The sequence below is a fragment of the Microbacterium stercoris genome (assembly GCF_017592545.1).
GTDB lineage: Bacteria > Actinomycetota > Actinomycetes > Actinomycetales > Microbacteriaceae > Microbacterium > Microbacterium stercoris.
Map to the genome: position 1 here is coordinate 501,293 of NZ_JAGFOA010000002.1, position 13,873 is coordinate 515,165.

Consider the following 13,873-nt stretch of genomic DNA (forward strand, 5'->3'; position numbering starts at 1 on the left):
CAGCGAAGAGCCCGGATCCTTCCTCCGAAGGATCCGGGCTCTTCGCGTCGCCGCGGGCGGGTCACGCCAGAGCGGCCGTGAGCGAGGCGACGGCCTGCGCGACGGCGGCGCGGGCCGCGGACGTGCCGTGAAGCGAGTTGACCATCACGAAGTCGTGGACGATGCCGAGGGCGCGGAACGCGGTGACCTCCACGCCGGCGGCGCGCAGCTTGGCGGCGTAGGCCTCGCCCTCGTCGCGGAGCACGTCGGCCTCGGCCGTGATCACGAGCGCGGAGGGGAGCCCCGCGAGCTGCTCGGTGGTGGCACGCAGGGGCGACGCGGTGATCTGGGCGCGCTCGGCCTCATCGGTCGTGTACTGGTCCCAGAACCACTTCATGCCGTCGCGGGTGAGGAAGTACCCGTCGGCGAACTCGTGGTAGCTGGCCGTGTCGAAGGAGGCGTCGGTGACGGGGTAGAAGAGCACCTGGAAGCGGAACGACACGTCGCCGCGCTCCTTGGCCATCAGCGTCAGCGCGGCCGACATGTTGCCGCCGACCGAGTCGCCGGCCACGGCGATGCGCGATCCGTCGAGTCCCTGCTCGGCGCCCGAGGTGGTGACCCACTGGGCGACCGCGTACGCCTGCTCGATGGCGTGCGGGTAGCGCGCCTCGGGGGAGCGGTCGTATTCGGGGAAGACCACCGCGGCACCCGTGCCCACCGCGAGGTCGCGGACGAGGCGATCGTGGGTGTGCGCGTCGCCGAAGACCCAGCCGGCCCCGTGGATATAGAGGATGACGGGCAGCTCGCCCGTCGCACCCACCGGCTTGACGATGCGCACCTGCACGGTGCCGGTCGGTCCGCCGGGCACCTCGATCCACTGGTCATCGACCTCGGGCTTGAAGATCGGCTCGTCCTGCACGCCGTCGACCGCGGCCCGGCCCTCGGCGACCGGCAGCTGGAACAGGAACGGCGGGGTGGCGGTGGCCTCGACGAAGGCCTGGGCGGCCGGTTCGAGAGAGACGTTCCGGGGGTTTCCGATGGACATGACCTGACTCTTCTCTGGCGTGGATCCGAGGATCCTGTGGTGGGTGGAGAACGTTCGTTCTCGGTGATGAGCACCACTGTATGAGAACGCGCGTTCTCTGCGCAAGAGCGAAAATCCCCCGGGCGTGTCGCACCGGGGGATTTGCCATCCGACCTGGGCCTGCGGCGAATCGGCTCGCGCCGGTCGCCTATCGCGCAGGGCCCGCGGTCATGCGCCCTGGTGGCGGTCCAGGAACTCGTACACCGTGGTCTCGTCGACGCCGGGGAAGGCGCCTCGGGGGAGCGGGGCGAACATGTGCGTGTGCACGCGCGCGCTCGGCCAGGCGCGCCCCTTCCATCGCGCGGCCTGGTCGGAGGGCGCGCGGCGGCAGCAGTTCTCGTCGGGGCAGGTCGAGGTCGCGCGGTTCTGCGTCTCGCGGCCGCGCCACCACTTCGCATCGTCGAAGCGCACGCCCACCGTGATTGAGAACCCGCCCCGCTCGCTCGTGCCGGTCTGCGTCGAGCACCAGAAGGTGCCGGCGGGGGTGTCGGTGTACTGGTAGTGCTCGGTTGTGCGGTTCTGCTGGTCGAACGCGCTGCGCGCCGAGAACTTGCGGCACACGATCTGGCCCTCGATCGCGCCCGTGACGTCCTCGGGCAGGGGCAGGCCGTCGTTCTCGTAGACGCGGTCGATCTGGCCGGCCTCGCCCACGCGCAGGAAGTGCAGCGGCATCCCCAGGTGCTCGGTCATCAGGTTGGTCATGCGCATGGCCGCGGCCTCGTGCGTCACACCGAACGCGTCGCGGAAGTCCTCGACCGCCAGGTTGCGGTCCTTCTTCGCCTGCTGCAGGAACCGCACCGACTGCGTCTCGGGCATGAGGCAGCAGGCGGCGTAGTAGTTGATCTCGAGTCGCTGCTGCAGGAAGTCGGCGTACGACGTCGGGGGCTTGTGGCCGAGCAGGCGGTGCGCCATGGCCTGAAGGGCCATCGAGCGCAGACCGTGGCCTCCCGGGATCGAGGCGGGCGGCAGGTAGATGCGGCCGTTCTCGAGATCGGTGATCGAGCGCGTGGCCGACGGCAGGTCGTTCGCGTAGATCAGGGTGAAGCCCAGCTGCTCGGCCATGATGCTCACCGTGCGGTGGGTGAGCGCGCCCTGCGTGTGCCCCGCGGCGCGCAGCTGCTTCTCCGCGAGCTGCTCGAGCTCGGGCAGGTGGTTGTCCCGGCCGCGCATGCGCAGGCGCAGCTCGGTGTTCGCCCGGCGGGCCTCCTCGGGGGTGGCGATGGCCTCGCTCTCGCGGCGCTGCAGCTCACGATGGAGCCCCAGCACCGCCTCGATCGTCTCGTCGGGCAGCGTCTTGGACACGCGCACCGGTGCGATGCCGAGGCTGCGGAACAGCGAGCTCGACTGCGCCCGCTCGAGCTCGATCTCCAACGCCGCGCGACGGTTCGGCGGCTCACCCGAGATGAGGTCGGTCACGGCCGTGCCCGTCGCGGCGGCGATCGCCTGCAGCAGGGAGAGCTTCGGCTCGCGCTTCCCGTTCTCGATGAGGCTGAGCTGGCTGCCCGCCACCCCCACCTGGGCGCCCAGCTCATCGAGGGTGAAGCCCTGCTCCAGGCGGTAGTGGCGGATGCGGTGGCCGAGCGTCTTCAGCTCGAGGCCGGTCTTCTGGTCGTCCCGCGGGGTCATTCCTTGAGCGTAATCGAAAAATCCGGCATTCTTAAACATCGATTCGGCCGAAAGCGGGCGTCGATCCGGGTGAATCTTGATGCATGGCCCTCATCGAACACACCACAGCCCGCATCGTCGCGCCGCTGTCCGCCTACGGAGCGCAGCCCGCTCTCACCGGCCCTGGCATGTCGGCCCTGGTGGCCTGGGTGGAGGAGATCGCCGCGCTCACCCAGCCGGAACGCATCCACTGGATCGACGGTTCGACCGACGAGAACGATGCGCTGGTGAGCCAGATGGTCGAGGACGGCACGCTCATCCAGCTCGACCCGCGCAAGCGGCCCAACTCGTACCTCGCGCGCTCCGACGAGGGCGACGTCGCCCGCCTCGAGTCGCGCACCTTCATCTGCTCGGAGGATCCGGACGATGCCGGCCCCACGAACAACTGGGCCGCTCCCGACGAGATGCGGGCCACGCTGCAGCCGCTGTTCGCCGGATCCATGCGCGGTCGCACGATGTTCGTCGTGCCGTTCTCGATGGGCAAGATCGGCGGACCGATCTCGCAGCTCGGTGTGCAGATCACCGACAGCCCGTACGCCGTCGCCTCCATCGAGGTGATGACGCGCGTGGGCCTCGAAGTCACCGAGCTCATCGCCCAGGGCAGCCCGTGGGTGCGCACGGTGCACTCGGTGGGCGCGCCGCTCGCGCCCGGCCAGGCCGACTCCGCGTGGCCGTCGAACCCCGAGAAGTACATCGTGCATTTCCCCGAGAGCCTCGAGGTGTGGTCGTTCGGATCGGGCTACGGCGGCAACGCGATCCTCGCGAAGAAGTGCTTCGCGCTGCGCATCGCCTCCGTGCTCGGACGGGACAACGGCTGGATGGCCGAGCACATGCTGCTCATCCGGGTCATCGACCCGCAGGGCCGCGCGTACCACGTGGCCGCCGCCTTCCCCTCGGCCTGCGGCAAGACCAACCTCGCGATGCTGCGCCCGACGATCCCGGGATGGACGGTCGAGACCCTCGGCGATGACATCACCTGGATCCGTCCCGGGGCCGACGGACGCCTCTACGCCATCAACCCCGAGAGCGGGTTCTTCGGCGTCGCCCCGGGCACCGGCGCGGCGACGAACGTGACGGCCGTCGAGACCCTGTGGGGCAACGTCCTGTTCACCAACGTCGCGCTCACGGACGACGGTGACGTGTGGTGGGAGGGCCTCACCGACGAGGCGCCGGATCACCTCATCGACTGGCGCGGCGAGGACTGGACTCCCGAGTCGGGCCGCCCGGCGGCGCATCCGAACTCCCGGTTCACGGTCGCGGCCTCTCAGGCCCCCTCGATCGCGGACGACTGGGAGGAGGCGGTGCCGCTCGATGTGATCCTGTTCGGCGGGCGCCGTGCGACCAACGTCCCGCTCGTCGTCGAGGCCTTCGACTGGGAGCACGGGGTGTTCCTCGGCTCCAACATCTCGTCGGAGCGCACCGCCGCCGCCGAGGGACGGGTAGGCGAACTGCGCCGCGACCCGTTCGCGATGATGCCGTTCTGCGGCTACAACATGGGCGACTACTTCGGCCACTGGCTCGAGATGGGGCGGCGGGCCGAGACGCTCCCGCGGGTGTTCCAGGTGAACTGGTTCCGCCGTGGCGCTGACGGCCGCTTCCTCTGGCCGGGCTTCGGTGACAACTCGCGCGTGCTCGACTGGATCATCCGGCGCCTGCAGGGCGAGGCCGATGCGGTCGACACTCCCATCGGGCGGGTGCCCGCCCCGGGTTCGCTGAACCTCGAGGGTGCGGATGTGCCCCAGAATGATCTCGACGAGCTGTTCGCGATCGACGTCGACGCGTGGCTCGAGGAGGCCGAACTCACCGACGAGTTCTACGACCTCTTCGGCGACCGCCTGCCGGCTGAGCTTCACGCGCAGCTGAGCGCTCTCCGCTCGCGGCTGATCCGCGCTCGCCTGGCCCCGCAGGGTCAGGGCGTTCCCCAGACCGCGAAGGACTGAACCGCACACGGTCCTTCGCCGCGGACGACGGATCCGGCGCCGCACACGCCCCATCGTCCGTGAACACAGAAACGGCCCGCCCCTGTCTTCCGATCCAGGGGCGGGTCGTTCTCGCGTCCGGCGCGTCCCCCTGGCCCCGCGGGCGTGAGGCCCCACCGATATGGTGACGTCACGCCGGGGCGCAATGCCCTTACAGGATGCCGGGAGGATCGGTAGCCTCGGGCGGAGGTGCAGGCAGTCGGGGGGAACAGTGGGAGAAAGCGGATCGGCGCTCCGCGCCGACGTCCGGGCGCGCGAGTTCGGCGCCACCGACGTGGTCATGATCGCGGCCTTCGCCGTCGGCTACGTCGTGGCGGCGGTGATCGGAAGACTGACCCTGCTTTCGGACAGCGCCATCAGCGCCGTGTGGCCGGCTGCCGCGGTATCGGTGCTGTGGGTGGTCGCGCGCGCGGGCCGCGCCTGGTTCGCACTCGATCACGTGCTCATCGCGGTGCTCACGGTCTTCGTCGCGCTGGCGACAGGTGCGACGCCCGTTCTCGCCGTCAGCGGTGGTCTGGCCGCCGCGGTGCAGACGATCGTCTGCTCGTGGATCATCTGGCACGGCTGCCGACGAGTCTGGCGGGAGGGGGGAAGCTCCCTGCGCACGCGAGCGGAGCTGTGGTGGTTCATCACCGCCGCCCTTGCGGGGCCGTTCGCATCGGGCCCGCTGCTCGAGGTGCAGTCGCTGCTGTCGGGCGACGGCTGGAACTGGGGCATCCTGCTGCTGTGGTTCGGCCGCAACGTGGTGAGCATCCTGGCGCTGTGTCCCCTCGGTTTCGTCATCGCCGACGGGATCCGTCACCGCAGGTCCGGCGTCGCCCCCCAGTCCTTCGCGGCGTTGGGCTGGTCGGTGCGCTCGCGCCCGATCGAGTGGGTCGCGGTGCTCATCCTCGTTCCCGCGGTGTACTGGTTCTGGTTCACCGCGCTGGAGCAGTACAACGTGGTCTTCCCGCTGCTCGCGCTGGCGTGCGTGTCGGGCATGCGTCTGCCCCAGAGCATCGTGATGCTCCAGGGAGTGCTGATCACCGTGGTGATCGTCGTGCTCAGCGCGGAGGGGCGGGGACCGTTCGGTGACGTCGGCGATACCGCGACCCAACTCGCCGCGGCGCAGCTGTATGTCGTCCTCGTCATCGTCATCGGTCTCGCCCTCGCCACAGAACGCGACTCCCGCGAGCTGCTCGTGCGCGAGCTGGCCCGGGCGAGCGAGAACGCGGAGACCCAGGCGTCGCTGCTCGAGACCATCATCGACACCATCACCGAGGGGGTGCGGGTCGTGCGGCCCGACGGCAGCACGATCATCCGCAACCGGGCGGCCCTCCGGCTGCTGTTCGGGCGCGAGGACGGCCCTTCCGACCTGCCCGACGCCGGTGATCTGCAGCATGTCCGCGACATCAACGGGCACGCTCTGGAGGGCGACCATCGTGAGCTCTTCGAGCACCTCCCCGACAAGGGGTCGATCGTGGCGGATCTGCTGATCCACCCGCCGGGCATCGCCTCGGAGCGCGTCGTCACCTTCACGGCCACGAGGCTCCCTGCTCCGGCGGAGGGCGTGGTGACCGTGTTGCGGGATGTCACGGCCGAACAGGCCGAGCTGCGGCGCGCCGCGCAGGTGCAGGCCGGGCTGCTGCCGACCGACGCCCCGCGCGTTCCCGGATACGACCTGGCGGCGCGCTTCGTTCCGGCAGGAAGCGTGGGCGGCGACTTCTACGACTGGTACTCGATCGACCACGGAGTGGTGCTCACTCTTGCCGATGTGATGGGCAAGGGCATGGGAGCCGCGATCCTGGCCGCGACGACCCGTTCCCTGCTGCGTGCCCATGGCGGGGGAGAGGATGTCTTGCAGCCGCTCGTCGAGGCCGAGCGGGGTATGGCGCGGGATCTCGACAACGCCGGCGCGTTCGTCACGGTCTTCCGCTCGTTCGTCCACGCGCCCACGGGCGACGTCACGTACGTCGACGCCGGGCACGGGCTCACCGCGGTGCTGTCGCGGGATGGAAGTGCCCGCCGGCTCGAGTCGAACGGGCTCCCTCTGGGCATCGTGCCGGACGAGGTGCGCACCGTCGCCCACGAACGGCTCGCACCGGGCGACGTGCTGCTGGTGGTGAGCGACGGCGTGCTCGACGCTGTCGGGGGTTCGCTCGACGACCTCGCCGAGGTCTGGGCCGAGCTGCCGCGCGACCTGCCGGTGGCGGCGCTGGTCGAAGCCGTCGTCGAGCGGGCGTCCGCCGGGCAGGTGGACGACGACCTCACGGTGCTGGCGCTGCGCCGCTCTCCGGACGCCGGCTCGCAGCCCCCGGCGTAGCGCGGGGCGGGCGGGTCCGCCGTCGGCGCGACGCTCTGGCCGGCTGTGGCTCTGGCAGGCTGTGACAATGGCCAACTCGCCTTCTGGGGAGTCCGTCGCGCAGCGCATCGCACGGATCCTCGAGACCTTCGACGCCGACCGGTCGGTGCAGACCGCGTCCGAGATCGCACGACGCGCGGGCCTGCCGGGATCGACGGCGCATCGGCTGACCCTCGAGCTGGTGGCCACCGGGCTCCTGGACCGGGATGAGGACGGCCGCCTGCGGTTGGGGATGCATCTGTGGGAGGTCGCGCAGCGCGGATCGCGTGCGCTGCGCCTGCGACAGGCCGCCCTGCCGTTTATGGAGCGGGTGCAGGCGCGGGTGCGCGAGCACACGCAGCTCGCCGTGCTCGAGCAGGGGGAGGCGCTCTTCCTCGAGCGCCTGTCCCACCCCGACGCCGTGTCCAACATCACGCGGATCGCGGGCCGGCTCCCGCTGCACGCCTCGTCGTCGGGGCTGGTGCTGCTCGCCTTCGCCGACGAGCGCGAGCGTGAGCGCACGATCTCCCGGCCGCTGCCCGCCGTCTCGCGCGAGTCGATCACGGATCCGGCGGAGCTGCGTGCCCTGCTCGAACGGATCCGCCGCGAGGGCGTGGTCATCGCGCGCGGCTTCGTGGAGTCGGTCTCGACGGGCGTGGCGGTTCCCATCCGGCAGCGAGACAGCGTGATCGCCGCGCTGTCGGTCATCCTGCCGCGGGATGCCCCCACCGGGGGCGCGGTGGACGAGCTGCGTCGCGCCGCGGCCGGGATCGCTCGGGTGCTCGATGCCCCGACCGACTTCTTTTCCCGTTCAACGGGCAACCCCTCGGCGCGCGACACCCCCTGACCCGAGACTCAAGGGGAGCCGGCGTCGCCGCCGGGAGTGCCGTCGAAGGGGACGAGATGACCGAACGCACGTCTGTCGCGATCGTGGGCGCGGGCCCCGCCGGACTGCTGCTGGCGCACCTGCTGGACATCGCGGGGATCGATTCGATCGTGATCGACCAGCGCTCCCGCGAGGAGATCGAGACCACGATCCGCGCGGGAATCCTGGAGCAGGGCACCGTCGAGGTGCTCACGGACACAGGTGCCTCGGATCGGGTGCGCACGGTCGGCCAGCGCCACGACGGCATCGAGCTGCGGTTCGATGGCGAGGGGCATCGGATCGACTTCGCCGCCACCGTGGGGCGCGGGGTGTGGCTCTACCCGCAGCACGAGGTGCTGAAGGACCTCATCGCCGCCCGGCTCGCCGCCGGGCAGGACCTGCGCTTGGGCGTGACCGCCGACTCGGTGGAGGGAGTGGACACCGATCGCCCGCGGGTGATCGCCACGGGATCCGACGGCGAGCGGATCGAGATCGAGGCCGACGTGGTGGTGGGAGCGGACGGATCGCGCAGCGTGGTGCGGCGCGCCCTGGGCGGTTCGTCCAGCGGCCACTTCCGCGAGTACCCGTTCGCGTGGTTCGGCGTGCTCTGCGAGGCGCCGCCCAGTTCCGAGGAGCTGATCTACAGCAGCTCTCCCGAGGGATTCGCGCTGATCAGCCAGCGCAGCGCGACGGTGCAGCGGATGTACTTCCAGTGCGATCCCGAGGAGGACCCGGAGCGCTTCTCGGAGCGCCAGCTCTGGGACATCCTCCAGGCGCGCGTGCCGGGGACCACGCTCAAGGAGGGCCACATCTTCCAGCGCGACGTGCTGCGGTTCCGCAGCTTCGTGGCGCACGAACTGCGCCGCGGACGGGCGGTGCTCGTCGGCGATGCCGCGCACACGGTGCCGCCGACCGGCGCGAAGGGCATGAATCTCGCGGTCGCCGATGTGGTGCTGCTCGCGGAGGCGCTGCGCGCCCTGGTGCGCGAGAAGGGCGAACGGCTGCTGGATGCCTACCCCGAGCGCGCGCTGTCGCGCATCTGGAAGGCCCAGCACTTCTCGTGGTGGATGACGAGCATGCTGCACACGTCGCCCGAGGCGACCGACTTCGACCGCCGTCGTCAGGTCGGCGAGCTGCGCTCGGTGGTCGAGTCGGAGCACGGCCGCGCGTATCTCGCCGAGGCCTACACCGGCTGGCCGCTCGCGCGCTGACGCGAGAGGCGGGGGGGCGGCCGGGGGGGGGGCCCCCCCCCCCCCCGCGCCGCGCCCGCGCCCAGCCGGGGGGGCGCCGCGGGGGGGGCCGCGGGGGGGGGGGCGCGGGGGGATCCCGGCCCCCCGCCCCGTCCGCCTCAGCTCACGCGCACAGCCGGCTCACTCGCACAGCCGGCTCACTCGAACAGGGCGTTGACCTGCTCGTTGGCGCCGGTGAGGCTGTCGGGCTCGGCCTGCCCGGTAAGGAGGGCGTCCATCGCGGGCTCCATGATGCCGGCGATCTTCGCGGCGTGGTCGGTGATCGGGAAGAGGAAGGTCGTGCCGTTGGCCACGTGATCGGTGAAGGGGGCGATGTCGACACCCTTCTCCGCGAAGGCGGCCTTGGCCTTCTCGGTCGAGCTGGTGATCGCGGGGAAGACGACGGCCATCTCACCCACGACGTCCTGACACGCCGTGGAGGCCAGGTAGGACACCCACTTCGTCGCGGCCTCCTTGTCGTCGGTTCCCGCCCAGATGCCGTCGGCGAGGCCGTTGAACATCGATGCGTTCTTGCCGCTCGGGCCCACCGGGGTGGGAACGATCCCGGTCTCGATGCCGTCGTATCCCGTGTACTGACCGACCATCCAGGATCCGTCGGTCGTCATCGCGGTCTTCGACGCGCCGTAGTTGTCGGCCATCGAGCCGCCCACGACGGTCTCGAGCCGGGGCATGTACCCCTTCTCGACGAGGCTCGCCCACCAGGCGATGGCGTCCTGGAACCGGGGGTCGTCGTAGTTGTAGTGCGTGCCCCACGGGTTGTCGTCGGTGTGCGTCCAGCCCGTTGTACCCGTGAGGTACGACCACTCCGTCTGCCCCATGCCTGCGCCCGAGGCGTTGAGCCCGAGGCCGTAGACCGCGACGTTCGACTTGTCGAAGCCGGGTTCGTCCCCGCGCACGCCGTTCTTGTCGACCGTGAGCCGAGCGATGACCTGCTCGTAGGTGCCGCCGTCCTCGGGGTTCCAGGTGAGCGCGGACATCTGCTCCGGCGTGATGCCGGCCTCCTCGGCCATCGCCTTGTTGTAGAAGACGGCGATCGTGTCCCAGTCCTTCGGCAGGCCGTACTGCTTGCCGTCCTGGCCGACCCAGAGATCGGCGAGGCCCTCGGCGTACTGGGAGAGGTCGACATCCGATGTGTCGATCTCCAGCAGCTGCTTGGTGTTGACGAAGTCCGCGTACTTCGAGAGGTGATCGGTGAACACATCCGGCGCGGTGCCCGCGGCCATGGCGTTCGTCAGCTTGCTCCAGTAGTCGTCCCAGGCGGTCTGGGTGATCTTCACCGTGATGTCGGGGTTCTCCTTGTGGAAGTCCTCGGCGCACTGCTTGTAGGCGGGCAGCTGGTTGGCATCCCACAGCCAGTAGTCGATGGTGCCTTCCGCTTCTCCGCCGGAGCCGCCGCCGCAGCCGGTGAGGGCGACGGCGCCTGCGGCGCCGACGGTGAGGAGCGCGAGCGCTCGCAGAGATCTGGTCATGGGGGGAGGTGTCCTTTCGAGAGCGTTACTTGCTGCCGGTGAAGCCGATGTTGTTGACGATGCGCTTGCCGAAGATCGCGAACAGCACGATCACGGGCAGGGCCGACACGAGCGTGGCGGCCATGAGCCCGGACCAGTCGGGGGCGCCCTGGGGCGACTGCGCCTTGAAGACGCCGAGACCGACCGTGAGCACCCGGGTGTTGTCGCCCGAGACGAGCAGGGGCCAGAAGTACTCGTTCCACTGGGTCATGAACGTCAGCAGCAGCAGGGTCGCCACGGGAGCGGCCGCGTTGGGGAGCACGATCTGGAAGAAGATGCGGGCGTGGCCTGCGCCGTCGATCATCGCGGCCTCTTCGACCTCGCGCGGCATCCCGAGGAAGAACTGCCGCAGGAAGAAGATCGCGAACGGGGTCATGAACAGGTACGGCAGGACGAGACCGAGCATTGTGTCGATGAGGTGCAGGTTGCGCACGAGGAGGAAGTTCGGCAGGGCCGTGAAGATCGGCGGCACCAGGACGGTCGCCAGAAACAGACCGAAGACCTTGTCGCGTCCGCGCCAGTGCAGGCGCGAGAAGGCGTAGGCGGCCATCGAGCTGAAGAACACCGCGCTGACCGTGGTGACGGTTGCGAACACGGCCGAGTTGCCGAGGTAGTCCCAGAAGTCGATCGCGGCGCCCGATCCGCCCTGCGCCATGGCCTCTTCGACGGACTGGAGGCCGAACACGCGCTGGAAGGCCCCGAGCGAGAACTCCGCGGGCAGAAGGCTCGCCGAGTGGGAGGCGAGCGCGGAGTTGGTCGACAGCGCCGTGCGCAGCACCCAGAAGAAGGGCAGCACGCTGGCGGCGACGGCGAGGATGAGCAGGGCCCAGGGAACGATGTCGCGCCATCCCGGACGCCGGCGCACGCGGCGCCCGCCGGTGACGATCGTGCGGGTGTCGGCCGAGGGGATCAGGGTGGTGGTCATGCTGCGCTCCTCACGCGAGGTCCGATTCGTTCCCGCGCAGGAACTTCATCTGGAAGAAGGCGACGATCGCGAGGATCACGAACAGCACGACGGCGAGGGCGGATCCGTAGCCGAACTCCTGCTGGGTGAACGCGCGCTGGAAGATGTAGACCTGCAGCACGCGCGTCGCGTTGACCGGGCCGCCGCCGGTCGTGACGTTCACGGTGTCGAACACCTGGAAGGATCCGGTCACCGTGGTGACCAGGACGAGGGCGAGCACCGGGCGCAGGAGCGGCATCGTGATCCGCCAGAACGTCGACCACGCGCCGGCGCCGTCGAGACGAGCGGCCTCGTAGACGGTGGCGGGGATGGACTGCAGACCCGCGAAGATCAGCAGGGCCGTGTAGCCGACGTGCCGCCAGGTGTTGATGAGGGCCTGGGTGGGGATCGCCCATTCCTGACTGCCGAAGAACGCGACCCGCGGCAGCCCCGCCCACTCGATGAGCTGGTTGACGATGCCGATGTTGTAGTCGAGCATCCAGAACCACAGCATCGCGGCGATCACGTTGGCCATCAGATACGGCAGCAGCAGCAGCCCTCGCACCAGCGTCGACCGGGTGACCCGATGCATCAGCAGGGCGAGGCCGGTGGCCACGGTGGTCTGCACCACGATGTTGATGACGACGTATTCGCTCGTCACCACAAGCGCGTTCCAGAAGAGCGGATCACGCGCGATCGCCTCGAAGTTCGCGGTGCCGACCCACTCCGGATCGCCCAGAACGCTGTACTCCGTGAAGCTGAGGTAGAGCCCCCGGAACGTCGGGATGATCGAGAACGCGATGAGGCCGATCAGCGCCGGCGCGATGAACACGAGGGCCACGCGCAGATCGGTGCGGCGATGTCGCGCGGGCGGCGAAGGGGTGCCGCGACCGATGGTCGCCAGCGTGGCGGTTGCCGTCATGTCTCACTCCGTCGTGGTCATGTCGAGATCGTGGGGGACGTTTGTCCGGGAACGTACACGAGTAACCGAATGATGGGCAAGGCGTCTTTTAGGCCGCCTGCGAGCCCGAAAATTCATCGTTGACTCGTGTCACCGCTTGTGTCATCGTCATCGCCATGACCTTTCGCATCGGCATCGTCGGCGCCGGCCAGTTCTCGGGCCATTTCGCCAAGCTCTTCCACGCTCACCCGCTGGTCTCGGAGATCTTCGTCACCGATGTGATCCCGGAACGCGCCGACGCGCTCGTGTCGGCGCAGGGGCTCGCGGGCACCCTGCCGAGCTTCGAGGCGATGCTCGAGAGCGACGTCGACGCGGTCGCGATCTTCACCCAGCGCTGGACCCACGGACCCCTCGTCGTCCAGGCTCTGCGCGCGGGCAAGCACGTGTACTCGGCCGTGCCGATGGCCACGGCCGTCACCGAGATCGAGGAGATCATCGCCGAGGTGACGCGCACCGGCCTCGTCTACATGATGGGCGAGACCAGCCAGTACAACCCGGCCACGGTGTTCGCGCGGCAGCGCATGGCGGAGGGGGCCTTCGGGAGGGTGTTCTACGCCGAGGGCGACTATGTGCACGACATGGATCTCGGCTTCTACGCCGCCTACCAGTTCTCGGGAGGCGAGGCGTGGAAGAGCACGGCGAGCTACCCGCCCATGCTCTACCCCACGCACTCGGTGGGCGGCGTGCTCGGGGGCATCGGCGGCCGGGCGGTCAGCGTGAGCTGCATCGGCGTGCGCGATCAGCGCGGCGACGGGGTGTTCGACCGCGACGTGAGCATGTTCGACAACGACTTCTCGAACGCCACGGCCCTCTTCGAGCTCGAGGGCGGCGGATCCATGCGCATCAACGAGTTCCGCCGGGTCGGCTACCCCTCGCACCTCCGCGAGAGCCGCTTCCGCTTCTTCGGCACCGAGGGCAGCTTCGAGCAGCTCGTGGAGACCTCCGTGTGGCAGGACAAGTCGGGCTTCACCGACGTGACCGAGCAGCTCGCGACGACCGCGAGCATCAGCCCGGACGACCCGTCGCTCGCCGACGTCGACCCCGCCCTGCGCGATGCCTTCATCTCGGGCATGGCCCCGGTGCACGACGCCAGCCGCCTGCCCGCCGAGCTGCGGGGCATGCCCAACGGGCACGAGGGGAGTCACCACTTCCTCGTCGACGACTTCGCCAGGGCCGTGGAGTTCGGTGAGCTTCCCCCCGTGAATGCCTGGCAGGCCGCGCGCTACACCCTGCCGGGCATCATCGCGCACCAGTCGGCGCTGCGCGGCGGCGAGCGGCTGCCGATCCCGGACTTCGGAGACGCGCCCTCGCGTGAGTGA

Annotated in this window: 10 protein-coding genes; 5 read left to right on the forward strand and 5 right to left on the reverse strand. The window is 69.8% G+C overall.

Translation table 11 applies throughout. The annotated features are described in order from the left end of the window. Nucleotides 1-61: 61 nt before the first annotated feature. Nucleotides 62-1,024: an alpha/beta hydrolase gene (locus tag J5V96_RS06530; protein WP_208501889.1), complete on the reverse strand. Its 963-nt coding sequence runs from the start codon at nt 1,022-1,024 to the stop codon at nt 62-64. A 207-nt stretch (nt 1,025-1,231) separates the two neighbouring features. Next, nucleotides 1,232-2,689, reverse strand: coding sequence for an XRE family transcriptional regulator (locus tag J5V96_RS06535; protein ID WP_208501891.1), 1,458 nt, complete (start codon nt 2,687-2,689; stop codon nt 1,232-1,234). An 83-nt stretch (nt 2,690-2,772) separates the two neighbouring features. Between J5V96_RS06535 and J5V96_RS06540 the strand changes: the two genes are divergently transcribed. The 4 genes from J5V96_RS06540 to J5V96_RS06555 all read left to right on the forward strand — a co-directional run bounded on the left by J5V96_RS06540 (nt 2,773) and on the right by J5V96_RS06555 (nt 9,103). Further along, nucleotides 2,773-4,668 (forward strand): phosphoenolpyruvate carboxykinase (GTP), encoded by a 1,896-nt coding sequence (locus tag J5V96_RS06540; protein WP_208501893.1) that lies wholly within the window; start codon nt 2,773-2,775, stop codon nt 4,666-4,668. A gap of 250 nt (nt 4,669-4,918) precedes the next feature. Continuing rightward, on the forward strand, nt 4,919-7,009 hold the full coding sequence (locus J5V96_RS17385) for a SpoIIE family protein phosphatase (protein ID WP_208501895.1): 2,091 nt from the start codon (nt 4,919-4,921) through the stop codon (nt 7,007-7,009). A 67-nt stretch (nt 7,010-7,076) separates the two neighbouring features. Continuing rightward, complete coding sequence (locus J5V96_RS06550; protein WP_208501897.1) at nt 7,077-7,874, forward strand: IclR family transcriptional regulator; 798 nt, start codon at nt 7,077-7,079, stop codon at nt 7,872-7,874. A 56-nt stretch (nt 7,875-7,930) separates the two neighbouring features. Beyond that, entirely contained in the window at nt 7,931-9,103 is a 1,173-nt protein-coding gene (locus J5V96_RS06555) for a 4-hydroxybenzoate 3-monooxygenase (RefSeq protein ID WP_208501900.1), read from the forward strand. Between the two features lie 176 nt (nt 9,104-9,279). On the opposite strand, the gene J5V96_RS06560 is transcribed toward J5V96_RS06555, so the two are convergent. Genes J5V96_RS06560 through J5V96_RS06570 form a run of 3 tightly spaced genes read right to left on the reverse strand, consistent with a single transcriptional unit; the run spans nt 9,280 to nt 12,515 of the window. After that, complete coding sequence (locus J5V96_RS06560; RefSeq protein ID WP_208501902.1) at nt 9,280-10,611, reverse strand: ABC transporter substrate-binding protein; 1,332 nt, start codon at nt 10,609-10,611, stop codon at nt 9,280-9,282. Between the two features lie 25 nt (nt 10,612-10,636). Next, entirely contained in the window at nt 10,637-11,575 is a 939-nt protein-coding gene (locus J5V96_RS06565) for a carbohydrate ABC transporter permease (protein ID WP_208501904.1), read from the reverse strand. Between the two features lie 10 nt (nt 11,576-11,585). Beyond that, nucleotides 11,586-12,515 (reverse strand): carbohydrate ABC transporter permease, encoded by a 930-nt coding sequence (locus J5V96_RS06570; RefSeq protein ID WP_208501906.1) that lies wholly within the window; start codon nt 12,513-12,515, stop codon nt 11,586-11,588. A 155-nt stretch (nt 12,516-12,670) separates the two neighbouring features. On the opposite strand from J5V96_RS06570, the gene J5V96_RS06575 reads away from it, so the two are divergent. Beyond that, nucleotides 12,671-13,873, forward strand: coding sequence for a Gfo/Idh/MocA family protein (locus tag J5V96_RS06575; RefSeq protein ID WP_208501909.1), 1,203 nt, complete (start codon nt 12,671-12,673; stop codon nt 13,871-13,873).